General features: G+C 65.9%; 20 protein-coding genes. 10 read left to right on the top strand and 10 right to left on the bottom strand.

Translation table 11 applies throughout. The features are described 5' to 3' along the window. The first annotated feature begins 12 nt into the window (after positions 1-12). From FYJ28_RS04945 to FYJ28_RS04920, 6 genes are all read left to right on the top strand, one after another. The gene (locus tag FYJ28_RS04945; protein WP_154578448.1) at positions 13-855 is read left to right on the top strand and encodes a 3'-5' exonuclease; all 843 of its coding nucleotides are present in this window, start codon (positions 13-15) and stop codon (positions 853-855) included. A gap of 272 nt (positions 856-1,127) precedes the next feature. Continuing rightward, on the top strand, positions 1,128-2,108 hold the full coding sequence (locus FYJ28_RS04940) for a methionine ABC transporter ATP-binding protein (protein WP_154578447.1): 981 nt from the start codon (positions 1,128-1,130) through the stop codon (positions 2,106-2,108). Then, entirely contained in the window at positions 2,105-2,905 is an 801-nt protein-coding gene (locus tag FYJ28_RS04935; RefSeq protein WP_154578446.1) for a methionine ABC transporter permease, read from the top strand. Before FYJ28_RS04940 ends, FYJ28_RS04935 begins: the two co-directional genes overlap by 4 nt. A gap of 126 nt (positions 2,906-3,031) precedes the next feature. Further along, complete coding sequence (locus FYJ28_RS04930) at positions 3,032-3,871, top strand: MetQ/NlpA family ABC transporter substrate-binding protein (RefSeq protein ID WP_154578445.1); 840 nt, start codon at positions 3,032-3,034, stop codon at positions 3,869-3,871. A gap of 137 nt (positions 3,872-4,008) precedes the next feature. Continuing rightward, positions 4,009-4,953: an ABC transporter ATP-binding protein gene (locus FYJ28_RS04925; protein ID WP_154578444.1), complete on the top strand. Its 945-nt coding sequence runs from the start codon at positions 4,009-4,011 to the stop codon at positions 4,951-4,953. 8 nt (positions 4,954-4,961) lie between these two features. Continuing rightward, on the top strand, positions 4,962-5,768 hold the full coding sequence (locus tag FYJ28_RS04920; RefSeq protein WP_154578443.1) for an ABC transporter permease subunit: 807 nt from the start codon (positions 4,962-4,964) through the stop codon (positions 5,766-5,768). A 78-nt stretch (positions 5,769-5,846) separates the two neighbouring features. On the opposite strand, the gene hemL is transcribed toward FYJ28_RS04920, so the two are convergent. The 8 genes from hemL to hemE all read right to left on the bottom strand — a co-directional run bounded on the left by hemL (position 5,847) and on the right by hemE (position 14,505). Next, on the bottom strand, positions 5,847-7,163 hold the full coding sequence (hemL, locus tag FYJ28_RS04915; RefSeq protein ID WP_154578442.1) for a glutamate-1-semialdehyde 2,1-aminomutase: 1,317 nt from the start codon (positions 7,161-7,163) through the stop codon (positions 5,847-5,849). Next, the gene (gene hemB, locus FYJ28_RS04910; protein ID WP_154578441.1) at positions 7,163-8,146 is read right to left on the bottom strand and encodes a porphobilinogen synthase; all 984 of its coding nucleotides are present in this window, start codon (positions 8,144-8,146) and stop codon (positions 7,163-7,165) included. The genes hemL and hemB overlap by 1 nt, the downstream gene beginning before the upstream one ends. Further along, positions 8,143-9,045: a uroporphyrinogen-III synthase gene (locus FYJ28_RS04905; RefSeq protein WP_154578440.1), complete on the bottom strand. Its 903-nt coding sequence runs from the start codon at positions 9,043-9,045 to the stop codon at positions 8,143-8,145. Before FYJ28_RS04905 ends, hemB begins: the two co-directional genes overlap by 4 nt. Before the next feature lie 14 nt (positions 9,046-9,059). Next, positions 9,060-10,013 carry a hydroxymethylbilane synthase gene (gene hemC, locus FYJ28_RS04900; RefSeq protein WP_326831513.1) on the bottom strand — a complete coding sequence of 318 codons (954 nt, stop codon included), beginning with the start codon at positions 10,011-10,013 and terminating at the stop codon, positions 9,060-9,062. Then, positions 10,013-11,203, bottom strand: coding sequence for a ferrochelatase (locus tag FYJ28_RS04895; RefSeq protein ID WP_055239500.1), 1,191 nt, complete (start codon positions 11,201-11,203; stop codon positions 10,013-10,015). The genes hemC and FYJ28_RS04895 overlap by 1 nt, the downstream gene beginning before the upstream one ends. Then, entirely contained in the window at positions 11,200-11,904 is a 705-nt protein-coding gene (gene hemQ / locus FYJ28_RS04890; protein ID WP_154578439.1) for a hydrogen peroxide-dependent heme synthase, read from the bottom strand. The genes FYJ28_RS04895 and hemQ overlap by 4 nt, the downstream gene beginning before the upstream one ends. Positions 11,905-11,971: 67 nt before the next feature. After that, the gene (hemG, locus tag FYJ28_RS04885) at positions 11,972-13,441 is read right to left on the bottom strand and encodes a protoporphyrinogen oxidase (RefSeq protein WP_154578438.1); all 1,470 of its coding nucleotides are present in this window, start codon (positions 13,439-13,441) and stop codon (positions 11,972-11,974) included. A gap of 2 nt (positions 13,442-13,443) precedes the next feature. Continuing rightward, positions 13,444-14,505, bottom strand: a complete 1,062-nt coding sequence (gene hemE / locus FYJ28_RS04880; RefSeq protein ID WP_055239497.1) for a uroporphyrinogen decarboxylase — start codon at positions 14,503-14,505, stop codon at positions 13,444-13,446. A gap of 153 nt (positions 14,506-14,658) precedes the next feature. Here hemE and FYJ28_RS04875 point away from each other — a divergent pair, with 153 nt between their 5' ends. After that, positions 14,659-15,963 (top strand): glutamyl-tRNA reductase, encoded by a 1,305-nt coding sequence (locus tag FYJ28_RS04875; protein WP_326831512.1) that lies wholly within the window; start codon positions 14,659-14,661, stop codon positions 15,961-15,963. Between the two features lie 37 nt (positions 15,964-16,000). Here the strand turns inward: FYJ28_RS04875 and moeB are convergent, their stop codons facing one another. Continuing rightward, complete coding sequence (gene moeB, locus FYJ28_RS04870; RefSeq protein ID WP_154578437.1) at positions 16,001-17,179, bottom strand: molybdopterin-synthase adenylyltransferase MoeB; 1,179 nt, start codon at positions 17,177-17,179, stop codon at positions 16,001-16,003. Between the two features lie 149 nt (positions 17,180-17,328). On the opposite strand from moeB, the gene FYJ28_RS04865 reads away from it, so the two are divergent. The 3 genes from FYJ28_RS04865 to FYJ28_RS04855 are packed head-to-tail and all read left to right on the top strand — an operon-like array spanning position 17,329 to position 18,525. Further along, positions 17,329-17,943, top strand: coding sequence for a TetR/AcrR family transcriptional regulator (locus tag FYJ28_RS04865; RefSeq protein WP_326831511.1), 615 nt, complete (start codon positions 17,329-17,331; stop codon positions 17,941-17,943). A 45-nt stretch (positions 17,944-17,988) separates the two neighbouring features. Continuing rightward, positions 17,989-18,213 (top strand): DUF3107 domain-containing protein, encoded by a 225-nt coding sequence (locus FYJ28_RS04860; RefSeq protein ID WP_055239493.1) that lies wholly within the window; start codon positions 17,989-17,991, stop codon positions 18,211-18,213. 9 nt (positions 18,214-18,222) lie between these two features. After that, positions 18,223-18,525: a hypothetical protein gene (locus tag FYJ28_RS04855; RefSeq protein WP_154578436.1), complete on the top strand. Its 303-nt coding sequence runs from the start codon at positions 18,223-18,225 to the stop codon at positions 18,523-18,525. Here the strand turns inward: FYJ28_RS04855 and FYJ28_RS04850 are convergent. Then, complete coding sequence (locus tag FYJ28_RS04850) at positions 18,522-19,613, bottom strand: GDSL-type esterase/lipase family protein (protein ID WP_195840597.1); 1,092 nt, start codon at positions 19,611-19,613, stop codon at positions 18,522-18,524. The two genes, FYJ28_RS04855 and FYJ28_RS04850, sit on opposite strands and share 4 nt — an antisense overlap. Between the last annotated feature and the right edge of the window lie 11 nt (positions 19,614-19,624).

The following is a 19,624-nucleotide window of genomic DNA, read 5'->3' as shown; positions in this document are numbered from 1 at the left end:
AGGTTTGAATACATGTTGAGCTGGCACGAACTTCCCCGAGCATCCTTCGACCTGGAAACCACGGGACGGGATCCCCAGCAGGCACGTATTGTCACCGCATCCATCATCCTGGTGGACGGCAGTGGGAGCATCATGGCCCACCATGAATGGCTGGTTGACCCCGGCGTCGAAATCCCCGCCGAAGCAGCAGCGATCCACGGAGTGAGCACCGAAACGGCCCGCCGCGACGGAATCAGCGCTGCCGAAGCAGTCCGCCAGATCAGCGCAGTCCTGGCGGACACCTTTGCCGCCGGCATCCCGGTGCTGGCGTTCAATGCCGCCTACGACTTCACTGTCCTGGCGCGCGAAGCCGAACGCCACGGGCTCACGGCTCCGGTGCCGCATCCTGTTATCGATCCCTACATCATGGATAAGCAGGCAGACCGCTTCCGCCGCGGAAAGCGCACCCTGACCGCCATGGCAGAGCACTACGGGGTGGCTTTCGAGAACGCGCACACCTCTGCCGCAGACGTGCTGGCAACCCTCAGCGTCGGAGCCGCGGTGGCGAATGCCTTCCCCGTCATGGCACAGGAAGCAGCGGTGCTGCACTCCCTGCAGGTTCAGTGGGCGGCAGAACAGGCAGCGAGTTTCCAGGCCTACCTGCGCCGCCGCGATCCGGAGTCCGTCATCGACGGCACCTGGCCGCTCAAGCCCGCACCGTTCGCTGTTTCCGTTCCTGCTGCATTGTCGGCCTCCGCCGTCCCTGCCGCCGCTGTTGCTGTTCCGGTGCCGGAAGTCCCTGTACCGGCATTGGAAGTTCCTGTGCTGGCGGAGGAGGACGGTGGCCAGCTGGTGATGGAATTCTCCCCCAGCTAGCAAACGTCCCAGGCAGCACGTCCATACCCCGGAATCCCCCGCACAGCAGGTTCCTTCCCCACATTCCGGATTTCGGCATGGGACCTCCGCCCGCGTAGCATTGACATACTTAAGACAGTGTCAGGCGCTGATGGCGCCCGGGCGCGGCCGTACGCGCCCCGTGTCACGCGATTGGCAGGCACTTCCCACACAGCCGGGCCGTTGGCGTCCCTTCCTCCGGGCTGTTTTCCCCCTGCACGACCTCCTACGAAGTACGCAGACATTGAGGATGAATGATCACAGTTACTGACCTGCGCAAGGTATACCGCCAAGGCTCCCGTGACGTGGTGGCCCTGGACGGGGTCAGCATGAGCGTGCCCAAAGGATCGATCCACGGCATCATCGGCCATTCCGGTGCCGGAAAGTCGACCCTGGTGCGCTGCCTGACGCTGCTGGACCGCCCAACGTCGGGGACCGTGACCATCGACGGACGGGAACTGACCAACGTCAAGGATTCCGAAATCCGGCTGGCACGCCGCCGCATCGGCATGGTGTTCCAGCACGCGAACCTCATGGATTCACGCACGGCGGCAGCCAACATCGCGCACCCGCTGGAGCTTGTCGGCACCAGCCGGAAGGACACCGAGGCCCGGGTTGCCGAGCTGCTTTCGCTCGTAGGCCTGCAGGACTTCGCCGGTGCTTACCCGGCCCAGCTCTCCGGCGGCCAGAAGCAGCGGGTCGGCATAGCCCGCGCCCTGGCGGCACAGCCGGACGTGCTGCTCTGCGATGAACCAACTTCTGCACTGGACCCGCGGACAACGGATGAAATCCTGGACCTGATTTCCGAGCTGACCAAACGGCTGGAACTGACCGTGCTGATCATTACGCACGAGATGAACGTAGTGAAGCGGATTTGCGACTCGGTCTCGCTGCTCGAGGCCGGACGGGTCGTGGAACACGGCCCGCTGCAGGAAGTCGCTTCCCACCTTGGCGGCCGTCTGGCCAAGGCGCTGATTCCCCTTCCCGCAACTCCTCCCGTGCCCGGAGGCCCCGTGGTGGAGCTGCTCATGGTTGGCGAACATGCAACCGAGCCAGTGCTTTCCGGACTGACCCGGCGCTTTGACACGGACGTCAATGTCCTTGCCGGCAGCGTTGAGACTCTCGCCGGTGAACGGTTCGGCAGGCTGCGGGTGCAGCTCGACGAACGGACGGATATGGACGCGGTGAAGGACTATCTGGCCGGCCAGGGCGTTTCTGTGGAGGTGGCAGCATGAACCTGTTCGAAGAACTTGCGAACAATCCCGGCATCACCAAGGCACTGCCCGAGGCCGTGGCCGACACGCTGCTGATGGTTGGTGTATCCGGTTTCTTCACGCTCCTCATCGGCCTGCCCCTGGGAATCTTCCTGCACACCTCCGCACCCGGTGGCCTGCGGCCCATGCCGGTTACCAACCGGATCCTCTCGGACATCATTGTGAACATCACGCGTTCAATTCCGTTCGCAATCCTGATGGTGATCCTAATTCCGTTCTCCCGTCTGGTCACCGGTTCCTCGATCGGCCCGCTGGCTGCATGCGTGCCCCTGAGCATCGGCACCATTCCCTTCTTCGCACGCCTGGTGGAGACCTCTCTGCGTGATGTGGCAGGCGGGAAGATCGATGCTGCCCTGGTCATGGGTTCCACCCGGATGCAGGTTATCCGCAAGGTTCTGATGCCGGAGGCCCTTCCCGGACTGGTCGCAGCCCTGACCACCACCCTGGTAACCCTCGTGGGCTACTCAGCCATGGCGGGCATCATCGGCGGCGGAGGCCTGGGGCGGCTGGCCTACAACTACGGCGTCCAGCGCTTCGACACGGCCGTTATGGTCGTCACGATCGTCATCATCGTTGCGATCGTCCAGATCATCCAGCTCGCGGGAGACTTTGCCGCCCGCCGCGTGGACCACCGTTCAGCAGCGGGCACCACGCGGCGTCGCCGGCGTCCTTCGCGGGCAGCGGCACCCGTTGTCCCGGCCGCGGATGCTCCGGCAGCGGAAGCCCCGGCAACGGACGACGCGCGGACCCGGGTCTGATTCTGCGCACCCCAGTTTTTCCGGCGGGTGTCTGCGCACCCGCCGGAGCCTGCAGCCAGTAGCCGCTAGCTGCACAACAGCCGGCCCGGGGTTCCCGGGCCGGACCTTCGAAAGGAAACGCATCCAATGCGGAAAGCATTTTCACTCGTGGCCACCGGCGTGGCCGCGGCTCTGGCGCTGACGGCTTGCGGGGGTTCTGAATCCTCCTCCAGCGCTGTGGAGAGCCTCGATCCTGCCAATCCGGTCACCTTGACTGTGGGCGCCAGCCCGCAGCCGCACGCTGTCATCCTGGAATACGTGGCCGACAACCTCGCCGCAGATGCCGGGCTGGAACTCGAAGTTGTTCCGTTCGATGACTATGTGACCCCGAATATCTCCCTGGATGACGGCTCAATCGACGCCAACTACTTCCAGCACAGCGCCTACCTGGACGCACAGATCGAGGAACGCGGTTACGACTTTGAGCGCGGGGAGGGCATCCACATTGAGCCCTACGCGGTCTTCAGCAAAAAGCACCAGGACATCTCCGACGTCGAAGAAGGTGCCCGCGTAGCCATCACCAATGATCCGTCCAACCAGGCCCGGGCCCTTGCCCTGCTTGAGGACGCCGGCCTGCTCAAGGATGTCCCCGCGGACGCTTCCGTGATCTCGCTGAACGACGAGCAGAACCCGAAGAACCTGGATTTCGTCGAGAACCAGGCTGAACTGCTGGTCAACGATCTCTCCGATCCCACCGTGGATCTTGCAATCATCAACGGCAACTACATCCTCGACGCCGGTTTGAAGACGGAGGACGCCCTGCTGGTGGAGTCCCTCGACAACAATCCGTACGCCAACCTGCTGGCTTGGAAGGCCGGCAGCAAGGACGCCCGGATCGACAAGCTCGAAGAGCTCCTCCACTCCCCCGAGGTGAAGTCCTTCATCGAGGAGAAGTGGCCCAACGGTGACGTGACCCCGGCGTTCTAAGCCCGGTTCGCCGCTTCATCGAAATAGCAGAAACTGCCCGTATCCATCCCGGATACGGGCAGTTTCTGCTATCTCGGGAGTTCAACCGGCCCGGAGCGGAGCTAGCATAATGTCCACTGCCGAGTGGGAGGTGCCGAATGCCGCCGGTCATAGAAACCCGGGCGCTGACTAAGCGCTACGGGTCCCGCACGGCCGTGGATTCACTGGACCTGAGTGTCCAGCCTGGATGTGTCTTCGGGCTGATCGGCCCCAACGGTTCCGGCAAGACCACAACCCTGCGGATGCTGCTGGACATCATCCGGCCGTCGTCGGGCCAGGCCCTCGTCCTGGGGGTTCCGCCACGGTCCGGCGGACCCGCCCTGCGCCGCCGAATCGGCTACGTTCCCGGAGACCTCCGGCTCAACGGCCGGGCGCGGGGCCGGACACTGCTGGAACACTTCGCGCAGATCAGCTCACCGGTTCCTGCCGGACGCGTTGAAACACTCGCTGAGCGGCTGGGTCTGGACCTTTCCCGGCCGGTTCGAACCCTGTCCAAGGGCAACCGGCAGAAGCTGGGCCTGGTGCAGGCCTTTATGCATGACCCGGACCTGTTGGTCCTTGACGAGCCCACCAGCGGACTCGATCCGCTGGTCCAGCGCGAGTTCCTGGAAATGCTCGCCGAGGCACGCGCTGCAGGCCGCACCGTCCTGCTCAGCTCCCACGTCCTCAGCGAAATCCAGCAAAGCGCTGACCAGGTTGCCGTCCTCTCGCTGGGCAAAGTGGTGGCGCAGGGGGACGTAGCCTCCCTGCGCCTAAACCGACTGCGTCATGTAAGGGCTTCGCTGGCAGCCGCTGGCGGGGCCGGCCCGGTGCTGGAAGACGAACTCGCTGCTGCGGGACTGCAGGGAACCGTCACGTGGCAGGATGGAACTGCCCGTGTCCGGGGCACGCTGGACGGCGGGGTTGACGCCTTCATCAGGGTGCTCGCACGGCACCGGATACTGGACCTTGCGGTGGAAGAACCTGACCTCGAGGAATCAGTGCTGCAGCTGTACGGCGGGCCCGACGCCGCTGCCGGGGACATTCGAAAGGGCCCGGAATGAGCCCGCCGATGATCTCCACACCTAAACCGCTGCCGGTCTTCCGCAGGGCGGTCATCGATTCATGGCGCTCGACCCTCATCTGGACCGCGGCCCTTGCCGCCGTGCTGCTGCTCTACCTGCCGCTCTACCCCTCCATGAACGGCGCCGAGATGCGCAGCCTGATCAGCTCGCTTCCTGCCGAGCTGGTGAATGCCCTGGGCTACGAGGACATCCTCTCCGGTCCGGGGTACGTCCAGGCAACGTTCTTCGGGCTGCTGGGGTTCGTCCTCATCACTGCGGCTGCGGTTTCCTGGGGAAGCACGGCAATAGCAGGCGCCGAAGAATCCGGGCGGCTGGAGTTGGTCCTTTCCCATGGCGTCGGCAGGGTCCGGTATGCCGTGGAGTCAGCGCTGGGGATCCTGGTGAGGCTCCTCTGGTTCGCTGTGGCGACGGCGGTAGTGGTGCTTGCCCTCGGCGGCCCCTCTGAGCTTGGCCTGGACGCCGCAAACGTGGCGGCAGTGGAGGCAGCGTGGCTTGGACTGGGTTATCTGTCCGGCAGCATCGCGATGGCAGCAGGTGCCCTCACCGGCCGCCGAACCGTGGCCTTGGGTACCGCCGCAGGGGTGGCTGCAGCGGGTTACGTCATGAACGCGCTGGCGAACCAGAACTCGGACCTGGACTGGCTGCGGAACTTCTCGCCTTATTCCTGGGCCTACCGGAACGACCCTCTGGCGGATGGCTTCGACTTACCCGGTCTGGGACTGCTCGCCGCTGCCTGCATTCTTTTCACGGGGCTGGCGGTGTGGGCGCTGAACCGCCGGGACATCCTGGGCTAGGCACTTCACCGAGATAGCAGAAACTGCCCGTATCAGTGCTGATACGGGCAGTTTCTGTCATCTCGACGCGGGAGGGCGCTACGGCTGGGCGGCAGCCGCAGCCTTCGCTGCTGCCGGCAGGGCCGCCAGTATCCGGTCCATCGCGGCGTCATCGTGTGCGCCCGAAAGGAACCAGGCTTCGAAGACCGACGGCGGCAGGTAGACGCCGGAGTCAAGCATCGAGTGGAAGAACGGCTTGAAGCGGAATGCTTCCTGGGCCAGGGCGTCAGCGTAGTTGTGTACCCCGTTCCCGGCAGTGCCGAACGCGATGCTGAACAGGTTTCCGGCACGCTGGACGCTGTGGTTCACGCCTTCTGCGGAGAGCGCATCGGAGACAGCCTGGGACAGCTGGGCCGAGCGTGCGTCGATGTTCGCATAGACGTCGGCGGTGGCGGCCGTCAGCGTTGCTACGCCGGCAGCCATGGCGATCGGGTTACCGGACAGGGTGCCGGCCTGGTAGACCGGGCCGATTGGTGCCAGGTAGTCCATGACCTCGGCGCGGCCGCCCAGGGCAGCTACGGGCATGCCGCCGCCAATGACCTTGCCGAAGGTGTACAGGTCCGGAGCCCAGCCTTCCTTCTGGCCGGTCAGACCCCAGTAGCCCGCAGGGGAGGTGCGGAAGCCGGTGAGGACTTCGTCAAGGATGAGCAGGGCGCCGTGGGCCGTGGTGATTCGGGACAACGCGGCGTTGAAGCCCTCAGCAGGGGAAACAACACCCATATTCGCGGGGGCCGCCTCGGTGATGACAGCAGCGATGTTCGCGCCGTGCTCGGCGAACGCTGCTTCCACGGCAGCGACGTCGTTGTAGGGCAGCACCAGCGTCTCCGCTGCAGTGGCCTCGGTAACGCCGGCGGAGCCGGGCAGCGCCAGGGTCGCGACGCCGGAACCGGCGGATGCGAGCAGGGAATCCAGGTGGCCGTGGTAGCAGCCGGCGAACTTGATAACCAGGTTCCTGCCGGTGAATCCCCGGGCCAGGCGCACGGCTGTCATGGTGGCTTCGGTGCCGGTGGACACCATGCGCAGGCGCTCAACCGGCTTGACCCGGTCCATCACCAGGGCTGCCAGCTCGGCCTCTGCCGGAGTGGAAGCGCCAAAGGACAGTCCGCGGTCAACTGCGGCATGCACGGCGGCCAGGACGTCGGGGTGGGAGTGGCCCACCAGCGCCGGGCCCCAGGAGCAAACCAGGTCCACATATTCGCGGCCCTCGGAGTCGGTGACGTACGGGCCCTTGGCGGAAACCAGGAAGCGCGGGGTGCCGCCCACCGAGCCGAAGGCGCGCACGGGTGAGTTCACGCCGCCGGGCATCAGGGCACGGGCGCGGTCAAAGAGCTCTTCGGAGGAGGTCGTCTGGGTCATTACTTGCTTTCCTTCAGCCAGGCGGCCAGCTCGGCAGCCCAGTACGTGAGAATGATGTTGGCACCGGCACGCTTGATGCCGAGGACGGATTCTTCGATGGCGCGGCGGCGGTCGATCCAGCCGTTCGCGGCCGCAGCTTCGATCATCGCGTATTCGCCGGAGATCTGGTAAGCCGCTACCGGAACCGGGGACATCGCCGCGACGTCCGCGAGGATGTCCAGGTAGCTCATGGCCGGCTTGACCATGACCATGTCTGCGCCCTCTTCGAGGTCGAGCTCGACCTCCAGGAGTGCTTCGCGGCGGTTGGCTGCGTCCATCTGGTAGGTTCGCCGGTCTCCCTTGAGCTGGGAGTCCACTGCCTCACGGAACGGACCGTAGAACGCCGACGCGTACTTTGCGGCGTAGGCAATGACTGAGACGTCCTGGAACCCTGCCTGGTCAAGGGCCTGGCGGATCACGGCGACCTGGCCGTCCATCATGCCGGACGGGCCGAGGACGTGCGCTCCGGCACGGGCCTGCTCCACTGCCATGCGGCCGTAGATTTCAAGAGTGGTGTCGTTGTCCACCACGCCGTTTGAATCGAGCACACCGCAGTGGCCGTGGTCGGTGAATTCGTCCAGGCAGACGTCGCTCATGATCACCAGGTCGTCGCCGACTTCAGCACGCACGTCAGCGATTGCCTTGTTCAGCACGCCTTCGGGATCGGTTCCGGCGCTGCCTTCGGCATCTCGCTCAGCGGGGATGCCGAAGAGCATGATGCCGCCGACGCCGAGCTCCACGGCTTCAGCAGCGGCGCGTTTGAGCGTCTGTGTGGTGTGCTGCACGACGCCGGGCATCGAGGTGATGGGGTTCGGTTCCGTGATGCCTTCGCGGATGAAGGCCGGCAGCACGAGTTCGGCCGGATCGAGGCGGTATTCGGCGGTCATCCGCCGCATGGCCGGTGTGGTCCGCAGCCGGCGGGGGCGGTGCTGGGGGAAGCTCATGGCTGTTCTCTGCCTTCCGGGTGAGGGTGTGGGAAATCTATGGTTGCCAGCGCCGCTTCCACGGCACGGGCGATTCCGGCGGGAGTGGGGTGCTCTGCCGTGGCGGCCGCCGGATGGCCCAGCCCGCGCAGTTCGGCGGCCGTGGGATCACCGATGGCTGCGAGCACGGCGGTTCCGGGCACCAGTGCATCGCGGACGAACCGCCGGGCGGTGCTGGGAGAGGTTACGACGACGGCGTGCGGGAACGCTGCGCCGGCACGGTACCGGGACGGGGAAAGCAGTTCCTGGTCGCCCTCCGGCTCGGCGCTGATTCGGCGGTCTTCCGGAGCCGGATAGTCCACCGTCTCGTATGCGGCAACGGTGCAGACGTCCCAGCCGAAGGCCGCCAGCGCGGTCCGCAGGAACGGATCGGCTATGTTCGCCTGCGGCAGGAAAACCCGGTTCGCTCCGTCTTCCGACGCCGGCCATGCCGCGGCGAGCCCGCGTGCTGACTGGTCCGCGCCGGGAAGCAGGTCCGTTGAGATGCCGGCCGCTTCGAGTGCACGGGCCGTTCCCTTGCCGACGGCTGCCACCCGCGTGCCGGAGCACAGGCCGGGCAGGGTTCCGCCGAGGTCCTCCGCAGCGAGGGAGAGAGCCCCGACGGTCGTAGCGGACGTAAAGATAATCCAGGTGAAGTCCCCTGCACCAAGCCTGCGCAGGCCGGCGGAAACCGGTTCGGTGTCCGCCGGCCGCTGGAAGTCGATCAGGGGCATCAGATGTACCCGCGCTCCCCGGGAACGAAGTTCGCGGGTCATGGGGCCTGCGCGGCCGGGACTGCGCAGCAGCACCACGTCAGCTCCGGACAGGGAACCGCCGGACCCGCCTGCGGCCCGGTTCTCCCTGCTGCTTCCTCCGGTCATCTAGGCGCGGCCGCTTAGGATGCCAGCTCGGTCAGATCCGCTGCGCCGGCCGCCAGGAGGTCTTCCGCCATGCGGATCCCGAGGGCCCGTGCACCGTCTTCGTCCACCTGCATCGTGGAGGAATACCGCCGGAGGATCCGGGTTCCGTCGTCACTGCAGACCACTGCTTCCAGGGCCAGGCCCTGTTCAGTGACCCGGGCCAGCGCACCGATCGGCGCCGTGCAGCCGGCCTCCAGCCGCTGCAGCAGCGCACGCTCGGCAGTCACGGCGAGCCGGCTGGCGGTGTCGTCATAGGCGGCCAGGGCACGGCTAAGCGGTCCCTCGGCTGCGTCGGAGGTACGGCATTCAACTGCCAGCGCACCCTGTCCGGGGGCAGGCAGCATGACGGCTGGGTCCAGGAACTCCGAAACCATGTCCAGGCGTCCCAGCCGGCTCAGGCCTGCAGCGGCCAGCACGACGGCGTCGAGGTCTCCCGGGCCGCCGTCCACCAGCCCGGCAACGCGGGCAAGGCGGGTGTCCACGTTGCCGCGGATATCCACGATTTCAAGATCCGGCCGGGCAGCGCGAAGCTGGGCAGCCCGCCGCGGCGAGCCCGTCCCAACCTTTGCACCGGCAGGCAGCTGCGCCAGGGTCAGCGAGTCCCGCGCGCAGAGCGCGTCCCGGACATCCACCCTGGCAGGGATGGCGCCGATGGTCAGCCCGCCAGCCTCGGCGGTGGGCAGGTCTTTGAGCGAGTGCACGGCGACGTCGCAGTCCCCTGCCAGCAGGGATTCGCGGAGCGCGGCTACGAACACCCCGGTTCCGCCGATCTGTGACAGGGCGGCACGGTTCACGTCGCCCTCGGTCCGGACGCGCACAAGGTCAACGTCGAAACCGCCAAGTTCGGCCAGCGTGTTCGCAACGGTGGTGGTCTGGGTGACCGCCAGCGCTGAGCCGCGGGTGCCGATCAGCACCGGCGAATGTGCCACTACTGCACACCTACTGTTGAATCCGCCCCTGCAATGGTGGGCTTTTCACCGCGCAGGTTCGCGCAGCACCCGGGACGGCAAACGTCGTACCAGGGTCCCAGCTTGGTGAGTGCTGGACGCTCGGCAATGTGGTTTTCAACCGTGCGCTCGCACAGCAGGTCCACCAGTCCGGAAACGAACTTCTCGTGGATCCCGGGGGTGGGGGCACGGTGGGCGGCCAGGCCCAGCTCGGTGCAGGTCTCCATGGCCTCGGTGTCCAGGTCCCAGATGACTTCCATGTGGTCGCTGACAAAGCCCAGCGGAACAATGACGACGCCGTCCACGCCCTTGGCGGGCAGCTCGGCGATGGCGTCGTTGATGTCAGGCTCCAGCCACGGAATGTGCGGGGCACCGGAGCGGGACTGGTACACCAGCTGCCAGTCCAGGCCGGCGGCCTCGGGAACGCGGTCCATGATGGCCCGCGCATTGGCCAGGTGCTGGGCAACGTAGGCGCTGCCTTCTTCGAACTCAACGTCGCGCGGGCCGGACGCTTCCGCATCGGCGGTGGGAATGGAGTGGGTGGAGAACAGGATTTCGATCTTCCCGTTTTCCTTCCCGGCTTCCGCCAGCTGTTCCCGGACCCTGGCCAGGGACTCCCGGACGCCTTCGACGAAGGGCTCCACGAAGCCCGGGTGGTCGAAGTACTGCCGGACCTTGTCCACCTGCAGCTTCTTGTCCAGCCCGGTCTCAACCAGGTTGATGCCCAGGTCTTCGCGGTACTGGCGGCAGGAGGAGTAGCAGGAGTAGACGCTGGTGGTGACCATCAGCAGGCGGCGGTAACCGGCGTCGTACGCGTCCTGGAGGACATCCTTGATGTAGGGATCCCAGTTGCGGTTGCCCCACAGCACGGGCAGTTTGATCCCGCGGCGGTCCAGCTCAGCTTCAAGAGCTGCCTTGAGCGCGCGGTTCTGCTCGTTGATGGGGCTGATGCCGCCGTTGGCCCGGTAGTGGGTGGCGACTTCCTCGAGCCGTTCATCGGGGATCCCGCGTCCGCGCGTCACGTTGCGCAGGAAGGGGATAACGTCTTCCTGGCCTTCGGGGCCGCCGAAGGAAGCGAGCAGGATGGCATCGTATTCTGCGGGAGCCATCACGCCGTCCTCGCTGACGCCTTCCAGCGGGTTGAAGGTGGATTCGGAGGAGTGTGAAGTCATCGGAGCACCTCGGAAACTTCGGCAGCGCTGATGCGCCGGCCGGTGTAGAAGGGGGTTTCTTCACGCACGTGGTTGCGCGCTTCAGTGGAACGCAGGTGGCGCATCATGTCCACGAGGTCCACCAGGTTGGGGGCTTCAAGGCCCAGGATCCACTCCCAGTCGTTCAGGGCGAACGAGGCGACGGTGTTTGCAAGGACCTGCGGGAATTCCCGGCCCAGCATCCCGTGGTCGCGGAGCATGGCGCCCCGCTCTTCGGCTGGCAGCAGGTACCACTCGTAGGAGCGGACGAACGGGTATACGCAGATCCAGGATTCGGGATCGATGCCGCGGGCGAAGGAGGGCCAGTGGTTCTTGGAGAACTCGGCGTCACGGTGCACGCCCATGGCGGACCAGGCAATCTCGGTGCCGGCGAAGAGCTCGGAGCGCCGCACCTGCCGCAGGGCAGCCTGCAGGGCTTCAGCCTTTCCGCCGTGCAGCCAGATCATGATGTCTGCATCGGCACGCATGCCGGAAACGTCGTAGATGCCGCGGAGGGTTACATTTTCGGCAGCGAAGCTGCCCACCAGTTCCTCGAAGGCGCCCAGGGCACCGTCGCTGGTTTCACGGGGAAGATCTGACCGCTTGAAAACGGTCCAAAGTGTGAAGAACTGTTCTTGTGTTTCGGCTTCGGCTGGTGCGTTCTGACCCATGGACTCACTCATGACTTACAGTCTGCCGCTTCCGGCAGGCTTAGGCGAATACGGAACTTCTACAAAGCGTAGAACATTTTTATGATTTTACGGCTTCGGCAAGGTGCTCGGTCCGGTACCTTGTGTCCGCAGTCACTGCGGCCAGGCCGGTGCCTGCAAGCCAGGCGCCCACCACTTCGAGTCCGTGCACCTCTGCAATTGCAGCACGCACGGCAGCCACCCGGTCAGCGTGGCCCACGGTCGCGGACGGCAGCGCGCCAATCCAGCGGACCACGTCCCAGCCGATGACGTCCGCCTTTTCGAGCGGCACCTGAAGCAGCGCAGACGCATCCGCCAGAGCCGCTTCGAAGAGTTCCCCGTCCGGGCGGAGGGCAGTTGCGTCCGCCTCCTGTCCGGGCCCGAGCCCGCGGCCGTAAGACAGCCGCAGCACGTGCGTTCCGGGACCGGTGGAATCGGCCAGCCACTGCCACTTGGCAGTAGCGTGGGTCAGCGCCTTGGCCTGCACGGCTTCGGCATCCCGGGATACCAGCACACCGGTCCCCCGCGGCGCGGCATCAAGTTCGGGTTTGTCGACCACCAGGGTGACAAGCGCGACGCCGGGGCCCGGGCCCGGGCGGTACTCCTCGAGTTCGGGCACGCACGGCGCCAGCAGGTCAACGGCCGACGGTCCGTCTGCTGCCACGACCAGCGCGGCAGCCGCATAGGCGGTGCCTGCCGCGCTCACCCGGAAACCAGTGCCTGTGCGCTCGATCCCGGTCACCGGGGTGCCGGCGTACAGGTGCACGCCACGGGCAGCAAGGTCCTCGGTCAGCGCGCGGGTCAGGGTGCCCATGCCACCCCGGAGGGAGGCGACGGTGGATCCGGCTGGGGCCGCCTTCCGCATGGCTCCGACCGCGGCACCCAGTGATCCGTGCTCGGCCATGGCTTTGCGGAGACCGGGAGCCACTGAATCTGCGTCCAGTACGTCGGGGTCCGCGGAGTAGACCCCGCCAACTACAGGAGTCACCAGGCGTTTGAGGACGGCGTCCCCCATCCGCGAGCGCACCACTTCGCCAAGGCTGACCTGTTCACGGCGCAGCAGGGGTGCAACCGGGAGCAGCCGGTCCAGGGATGCCCGGGCTACGCCGGTCCGGCCGATGGCACGCGCGATTTCCTCAGCGCACGGATCGGCGGGGATGCCCAGCAGTCCGGTCTGCGGCATGCGCTGGGCGGCGGCAGCCAGATCCGCTCCGCCCAGCTGGAGCCATGCTCCGTCAGGATTCGGCTGCACAATCTTCTCCTGCAGGCCAAGCTCCGCCAGGAGGCCGGGAACGGCAGGTGAGCGGCTTGCGTAGGACTCCGCCCCGCTGTCCAGCTGCAGACCGGCCACGGTATGGGTGCCGACGCAGCCGCCGAAGGCATCGGCTGCTTCCAGCACCGTCACCTCAAAACCCTCACGGGCGAGGTCACGGGCGGCGATGAGTCCGGAAATGCCGCCGCCCACCACCACTGCCGCGGGACGCGTGCCTTCGGACGCCGGCTGGCCGGGATTGCTGCGCGAAGCGGGCATGGCTACGGCTCCACGGAGTGGATGAGCTCCACCACCCGGGTCAGCACTTCGGGGTTAGTCTCCGGAGGAACGCCGTGTCCGAGGTTCACCACGTGGCCCGGCGCAGCCGAACCCGCTTCCAGGACCTGACGGACGTGGGCTTCCAGCACCGGCCACGGCGCCTCGAGCAGCGCGGGATCAATATTGCCCTGCAACGGGACGCTTCCGCCCAGGCGGCGGTTGGCTTCGTCGAGCGGCAGCCGGTAGTCAACACCGACGACGTCGACTCCCACGTCCCGCATGGCAGCAAGCAGTTCGGAGGTGCCGGTGCCGAAATGGATCAGCGGGGCGCCCAGTCCGCGGACGTGCTCAAGTGCCCGGGCGGAGGCCGGGGCCACCTTGGAGGTGTAGTCGGCCAGACCCAGCGAACCGGCCCATGAATCAAAGAGCTGGCCTGCGCTGGCTCCCGCTTCCAGCTGGGCACGGAGGAACTTGCCGGAGGCATCAGCGGCCCAGTTTGTGAGTGCCTGCCAGGTTTCGGGATCGGCGTGCATCATGGTCCGCGGACCGAGGTGGTCCCGCGAGGGCTTGCCTTCGACCATGTACGCGGCAAGCGTGAAGGGTGCGCCGGCAAAGCCGATCAGCGGCGTCGAGCCCAGCTGGTCCACCGTGAGCCGGACGGCTTCGCGGATGGGTTCGAGCGCCTCGTCCGTGAGTTCGGGCAGGGCTGCGACGTCGGCGGCGGTGCGCACCGGAGCGCCCAGGACCGGCCCCACTCCCGGAACGATGTCCACGTCCACTCCGGCCAGCTTGAGCGGAATGACAATGTCGGAGAAGAAAATGCCGGCATCAACATCATGACGGCGGACCGGCTGAAGGGTTATCTCGGACGCGAGTTCAGGCTGCAGGCACGAATCGAGCATGCCAATCCCCTCCCGGACCTTCCGGTATTCCGGCAGGGACCGGCCTGCCTGGCGCATGAACCAGACCGGACGCCGGGACGGGGTCTTGCCGCGGTAGGCAGCAATAAGCGGGGAATCGGCCGTGCGGCCATCCATGAGCGGATGAGAGGCGCTGAGAGTCATATTCTGATTCTCTCCAAAAAAACTGCCAAAGGATAACCGGGGCTCGTCGGGCAGATGGAAGCGGAGTCCAGCCGCTGATTGCGTCCGAGATCACCCGTGACGAGCGTCGCCAATGACACCGATTGAGCAACGGGTGGCTAGTATTAAGCCACTGTGGTTCTCTTATCCCTCATTGCGACACACTCTGACGTAGACCTGGAAACCGTTGCCCGGCTTAGTGCCGGCGCGCCCAAGGTCCCTTCCTCCCTGCTGGAAAACGGCCCCGCCGTGGCCGGCGCCGTGGTTCTGGCCACGTGCAACCGCTTCGAGGTTTACTGCGAAGCCCGCTCGGAGGCAGACCTGGAAGCAGCCCGTTCTGCGGCCGTTGCCGAGATCAGCCGGCACTCCGGACTGGATGAAGACCTCGTCTCCCGGTCCTTCACCACCAACACCGGCCAGGACGTCGCCAAGCACCTGTTCGCCGTCGGCGCAGGACTTGACTCCGCCGTCGTCGGGGAACGCGAAATTGCCGGGCAGGTGCGCCGCGCACTTATTGAGGCACAGGAAAAGGGAACTGCCAGCGGCACCCTGACGCGCCTGTTCCAGACCGCCTCACGAACGGCAAAGGACGTCGGCGCCCTCACTGCCCTGGGCAAGCGCGGCCTTTCAATCGTGTCCGTGGCGCTTGAGCTGGCCACTGATCTTTCCGTTGACACTGACTGGCGGAACAAAGCCGTCGTCGTTTTCGGCACTGGCGCCTATGCGGGAGCCACCATGGCCCTGCTCAAGGAACGCGGCTGCACCGACATCTCGGTCTACTCCTCCTCCGGGCGTGCTGAGTCCTTCACCGCGTCCCGCGGCGGCACGGCACTGGACCGGGAGTCCCTGGGCGAAGCGGTTGCCCGCGCCGACGTCGTCATTGGCTGCTCGGGTTCCGAGAACCAGGTCAGTGCCGAGGACATCCGCCGGGTACGCAACGGTTCCGGCAAACCCCTGGTCATCATCGACTTGGCGTTGACCCACGACTTCGACCCGGCAGTCCGGGAGCTCGACGGCGTTGACGTGATCACGCTGGAGTCCGTCCGTCTGGCAGCCCCTGCGGAGCAGGCCGAATCCCTGCAGCAGGCCAACCGGATTGTCACCGACGCTGCCCAGGCGTTCTCCGAAGCGCAGCTCAGCCGTGAGCTGGACTCAGCCATCGTGGCACTGCGGAAGCACACCCTCGGCGTCCTGGACAAGGAACTTGAAAAGGTCCGCGCACAGCACGGCTGCACCGGTGCCGGCCAGGAAGTCGAATTCGCCATGCGGCGCATGGTCAAGGCCCTGCTCCACGTCCCCGCCGTCCGTGCCCGGGAACTGGCTGCCAGCGGCCAGCAGGATGACTACATCCGCGGCCTGGAAGCCATTTACGGCATTACCGTGGACCAGCCCCGGGAAAAGCACGACGACGGATCAACAGATACCGCCCGGTCCGCCTAACGATCTGCTGCTCCCCTGGAGCGTTTGTCCCGCAGTGCTAGTAGGCCGGTTTCTCCGGTTCCACGCTGCGCACCCAGTCCAGGATTCCGCCCTCTACGTTGAAGGCGCTGCCGTACCCGGCGGCACGCAGGAAGCTTGTCACCTCCGCTGACCTCCCCCCGGACTTGCAGTAAACGTAGACAGTGCGTCCTACCTCCGGCAGTTTTTCCCCCGCCAGAATGCGTGCCCGCGGAACCAGGCGGGCTCCGTCGATGTTCACAATTTGGTATTCACCCGGTTCGCGCACATCCAGCAGGTCAAAATCCAGTTCCCCGGCAGCACGTCCGGCCAGAAGGCCGGCCAGTTCGGTGACGCTGATGCCCGGAACCTGCTGCGTATCCGGCACCGCACCCAGTCCGCAGAACGCCTCGTAATCGGTGAGTTCACTGACCGCCCCACGGTCCGGATCACGCTGCAGCCCCACTTCCCGCCAGGTCATGTCTGCGGCGTTGAAGACGAGCAGCCTGCCCAGGAGGGGGCGCCCGGTGCCGGTGATGAGTTTGATGGCCTCGTTGACCATGACCGAACCTATTTGTGCACACAACACACCCAGCACGCCGCCTTCGGCGCAGGACGGTACCGATCCCGGCGCCGGCGGCTCCGGGTACAGGTCGCGGTACGTGGGACCGTGCTTTCCCCAGAAGACGCTCACCTGCCCGTCGAACCGCAGGATGGAGCCCCACACGTACGGCTTGCCGAGGATCTCCGCGGCGTCGTTGACCAGATAGCGTGTGGCGAAGTTGTCCGTTCCATCCAGGATGAGATCGTAACCGGAGAAAATCTCCAGGGCGTTCCCGGCATCAAGCCGGACCTCGTGCAGCTGGACGTTCACCAGCGGGTTCAGGGCGAGCACACTGTCCCGGGCGGAGCGCGCCTTGGAAGCACCGACGTCGTTCATTGAGTGGATCACCTGCCGCTGGAGGTTAGAGGTGTCCACGGTGTCGTCATCGACGATACCGAGGGTGCCGACTCCGGCTGCGGCGAGGTACAGCAGTGCCGGGGAGCCCAGCCCTCCGGCACCAATTACCAGGACCCGGGCGTTCTTCAGCCGCAGCTGCGCCTCCGCCCCGAAGCCCGGGAGGATCAGGTGCCGGGAATACCGTTCCTTCTCCTCCCGGTCCAGCTCGGTCGCCGGCTCGGTAAGAGGCGGCAGGGCCGCGGCCTGGTCAATGCTCATGGGATCCAATCTAAGCCCTTGCACAGCGCCATTCGAGCCCCGTACGGGCCCCGCCGTTCAGGTTCGCTTCCCACAGGGTTACCCACGGGTAAACTGTTGTCCCATAACCCGGGTCTGTCCGGGAATATTCGAAAGAGGTCCCTTTACACGTGAGCAATCAGCCCGCCGGCAAGTCCACCCGGCTCCCCCGGGAAGAACGGCGCCGGCAGCTGATGCGGGCGGCGCAGGAAGTTTTTGTCAGCCGCGGATTCCACGGTGCGGCAATGGACGAAATCGCCGACACGGCCCAGGTCAGCAAGCCGGTGCTCTACCAGCACTTCCCGGGCAAGCGCGAGCTTTATCTGGCACTGCTGGATGACCATCTTGGAACGCTCACGCAGTTCCTCCAGACTGCGCTTACCTCCACCACTGACAACAAGCTCCGTGTCCGGGAAACCATGCGGGCCTATTTCCGATTCGTGGCGCAGGACAGCCAGGGCCACCGGCTGGTCTTTGAGTCCGACCTGACCAGCGACGACGAGGTCAGCTCACGCATCGAGGCGTTCAATGCCCGCTTCGCCAGCGACATTGCGGACGTCATCGCTGAGGACACAAAGCTCTCCCACATCGAGGCAACACTGCTGGGGCGGGCCCTGGCCGGAATGGCGCAGGTCAGCGCACGGTACTGGCTCGAAACAGACGGGGACCTGGACATAGATGCAGCTTCCGAGCTGGTCTACCGTTTAGCTTGGCGCGGAATCAGCCGCTTCCCCAAGGAAATCTAGAGTAGATTCGTTTCACTTGAGTTCGTTTACACAGGAGGCACCACGGTGGAAGTAAAGATCGGTATCCAGAACGTCGGACGCGAGATCGTGTTCGAGTCCGGGCAGAGCGCGGACCAGGTCGCCGACACCGTCGCCGAAGCAATCAACGGCTCGAAGGAACTGCGCCTCAAGGACGAAAAGGGACGGCTCATCATTGTTCCCGCAGGCGTGATCGGCTACGTGGAAATCGGTGCCGAGGAAGTCCGCCGCGTCGGGTTCGGCGCTCTCTAGCCGCAAACCATGGGCGAACTGATGCTCGCCGCCGCCGGAACGGCAGCGGCAGGTTTCATCGTCTGGGGTGCTGATCCGCGACGGCGTGCGTACGGCATCCTCCTGCTGCCGGGGATATCCCTGGCAGCAGGGCTTTTTGCCTGGATCATCCTGCAGTTCACTCCGGTAGTGACCAGCCCGTCCTTTTACTGGCTCTCCTGGGCCATACCTGTCCTTGCCGGGCCGGCCGCGGCCGTCACGGCAGCACTGGCCGCAGGTGCCCGGCGCACGGCGCGCGACAAAGATGAGCTCGAACGGATCCTCAAGCTCTAGTCCCCGCCCTGCTTCAGGATGGCTCCCAGTTCCCGGGCGAAAACCGGTGCCGCAGCGGTGTGGCCCGCCTGGCTCAGATGCAGCCCGTCTGCCAGTTTTGAAGTCAGCGAATACCGTTTCCACCAGTTCCTGGGGCTCAGGAAATCCAGCCCCTGCTCTGCCGCCACACGGCCGAGCAGGGCGTCTATTTCTGCCCTCCGCCCGGTGCCGTCACCGATAACCCCCACCACCACAATGCGGGACCGGGGATAGGTCCGCTTCACTTCCCGGATGAGCTGCAGTGCGTTCTGCCGGATCTGCGTGTTGTCAGCTCCATATGCGTCGTTGCCGCCGCCCTGCAGGACAACCAGCGCGGGATCGCCCCAGGGCATGAGCCACTGCTCGGTTTCCAGCGCGGACGGATAATTGTCCACCGTCCCGTTGCCCTGCGTGTAGCCTGTGCCGCCGGCACCAAGGATGACCGGTGTGTATCCCAGGGACGCAAGGCCCTTGCCCACCCAGGTGTCGTGCCCGGCCTGAGAGTCCCCAATAACTACTGCTGCTTTCTCTACCGCCGGGTTCCAGTCCATGATCCGGCCCAGCCGCGGGACGTAGATCAGCGATCCTTTTTCGAAGTCCGTTCTGTAGTCCCCGCCGAAGAGGTACTCGGAAGTTACCGGCCACCCAAGGGAACGCACTGAAGATTTCCAGCGCTCGTAGATCTCCGCCCGCAGTGCCCGTGGTCCGGTGCCGGCTGACCAGACGAGTGTCTCCGCTCCGAAATCCCAGGTGCAGCCCGGACCGGGCAGGGAGCAGTCAGGATCTGCCGCGGGTTCCGGCAGCGGCGCACCGGCGGCCGTGCGCACGTCCAGGAAGTTCTCCAGGGCGGCCCAGGCCTGGGCGGGAACGCCCTGAGGAGGCGGGGTTTTCCCTCCCTCGGCGTTGGCTGGCTCAAAAGGGGCATCCATGGGAGGCACAGCCGGCGCCGCAGCGGGCGGCGGCTGAGGCGCCGGGCCGGCTCCGCAGCCCGTCGCCGCTGCGGCAACTGCTGCTGCTACCGCTGCCGCTCCAAGTACCCTGCGCACGGCGCCTGGTGATTCCGATCCCATACTGCTCCCCA

Origin of the sequence: Arthrobacter sp. BL-252-APC-1A (assembly GCF_009696625.1) — a bacterium.
Classification (GTDB): domain Bacteria; phylum Actinomycetota; class Actinomycetes; order Actinomycetales; family Micrococcaceae; genus Arthrobacter_B.
The sequence above is the reverse complement of the archived record's forward strand: the minus strand, read 5'-3'. Positions and strand labels throughout refer to the sequence as shown.

What these genes read in the sequence shown, in the direction of transcription:
- FYJ28_RS04945 (WP_154578448.1), top strand. Translation starts at nt 13, where the DNA reads ATGTTGAGCTGGCACGAACTTCCCCGAGCATCCTTCGACCTGGAAACC.
- FYJ28_RS04940 (WP_154578447.1), top strand. Translation starts at nt 1,128, where the DNA reads ATGATCACAGTTACTGACCTGCGCAAGGTATACCGCCAAGGCTCCCGT.
- FYJ28_RS04935 (WP_154578446.1), top strand. Translation starts at nt 2,105, where the DNA reads ATGAACCTGTTCGAAGAACTTGCGAACAATCCCGGCATCACCAAGGCA.
- FYJ28_RS04930 (WP_154578445.1), top strand. Translation starts at nt 3,032, where the DNA reads ATGCGGAAAGCATTTTCACTCGTGGCCACCGGCGTGGCCGCGGCTCTG.
- FYJ28_RS04925 (WP_154578444.1), top strand. Translation starts at nt 4,009, where the DNA reads ATGCCGCCGGTCATAGAAACCCGGGCGCTGACTAAGCGCTACGGGTCC.
- FYJ28_RS04920 (WP_154578443.1), top strand. Translation starts at nt 4,962, where the DNA reads ATGATCTCCACACCTAAACCGCTGCCGGTCTTCCGCAGGGCGGTCATC.
- hemL (WP_154578442.1), bottom strand. Translation starts at nt 7,163, where the DNA reads ATGACCCAGACGACCTCCTCCGAAGAGCTCTTTGACCGCGCCCGTGCC.
- hemB (WP_154578441.1), bottom strand. Translation starts at nt 8,146, where the DNA reads ATGAGCTTCCCCCAGCACCGCCCCCGCCGGCTGCGGACCACACCGGCC.
- FYJ28_RS04905 (WP_154578440.1), bottom strand. Translation starts at nt 9,045, where the DNA reads ATGACCGGAGGAAGCAGCAGGGAGAACCGGGCCGCAGGCGGGTCCGGC.
- FYJ28_RS04895 (WP_055239500.1), bottom strand. Translation starts at nt 11,203, where the DNA reads ATGACTTCACACTCCTCCGAATCCACCTTCAACCCGCTGGAAGGCGTC.
- hemQ (WP_154578439.1), bottom strand. Translation starts at nt 11,904, where the DNA reads ATGAGTGAGTCCATGGGTCAGAACGCACCAGCCGAAGCCGAAACACAA.
- hemG (WP_154578438.1), bottom strand. Translation starts at nt 13,441, where the DNA reads ATGCCCGCTTCGCGCAGCAATCCCGGCCAGCCGGCGTCCGAAGGCACG.
- hemE (WP_055239497.1), bottom strand. Translation starts at nt 14,505, where the DNA reads ATGACTCTCAGCGCCTCTCATCCGCTCATGGATGGCCGCACGGCCGAT.
- moeB (WP_154578437.1), bottom strand. Translation starts at nt 17,179, where the DNA reads ATGAGCATTGACCAGGCCGCGGCCCTGCCGCCTCTTACCGAGCCGGCG.
- FYJ28_RS04855 (WP_154578436.1), top strand. Translation starts at nt 18,223, where the DNA reads ATGGGCGAACTGATGCTCGCCGCCGCCGGAACGGCAGCGGCAGGTTTC.
- FYJ28_RS04850 (WP_195840597.1), bottom strand. Translation starts at nt 19,613, where the DNA reads ATGGGATCGGAATCACCAGGCGCCGTGCGCAGGGTACTTGGAGCGGCA.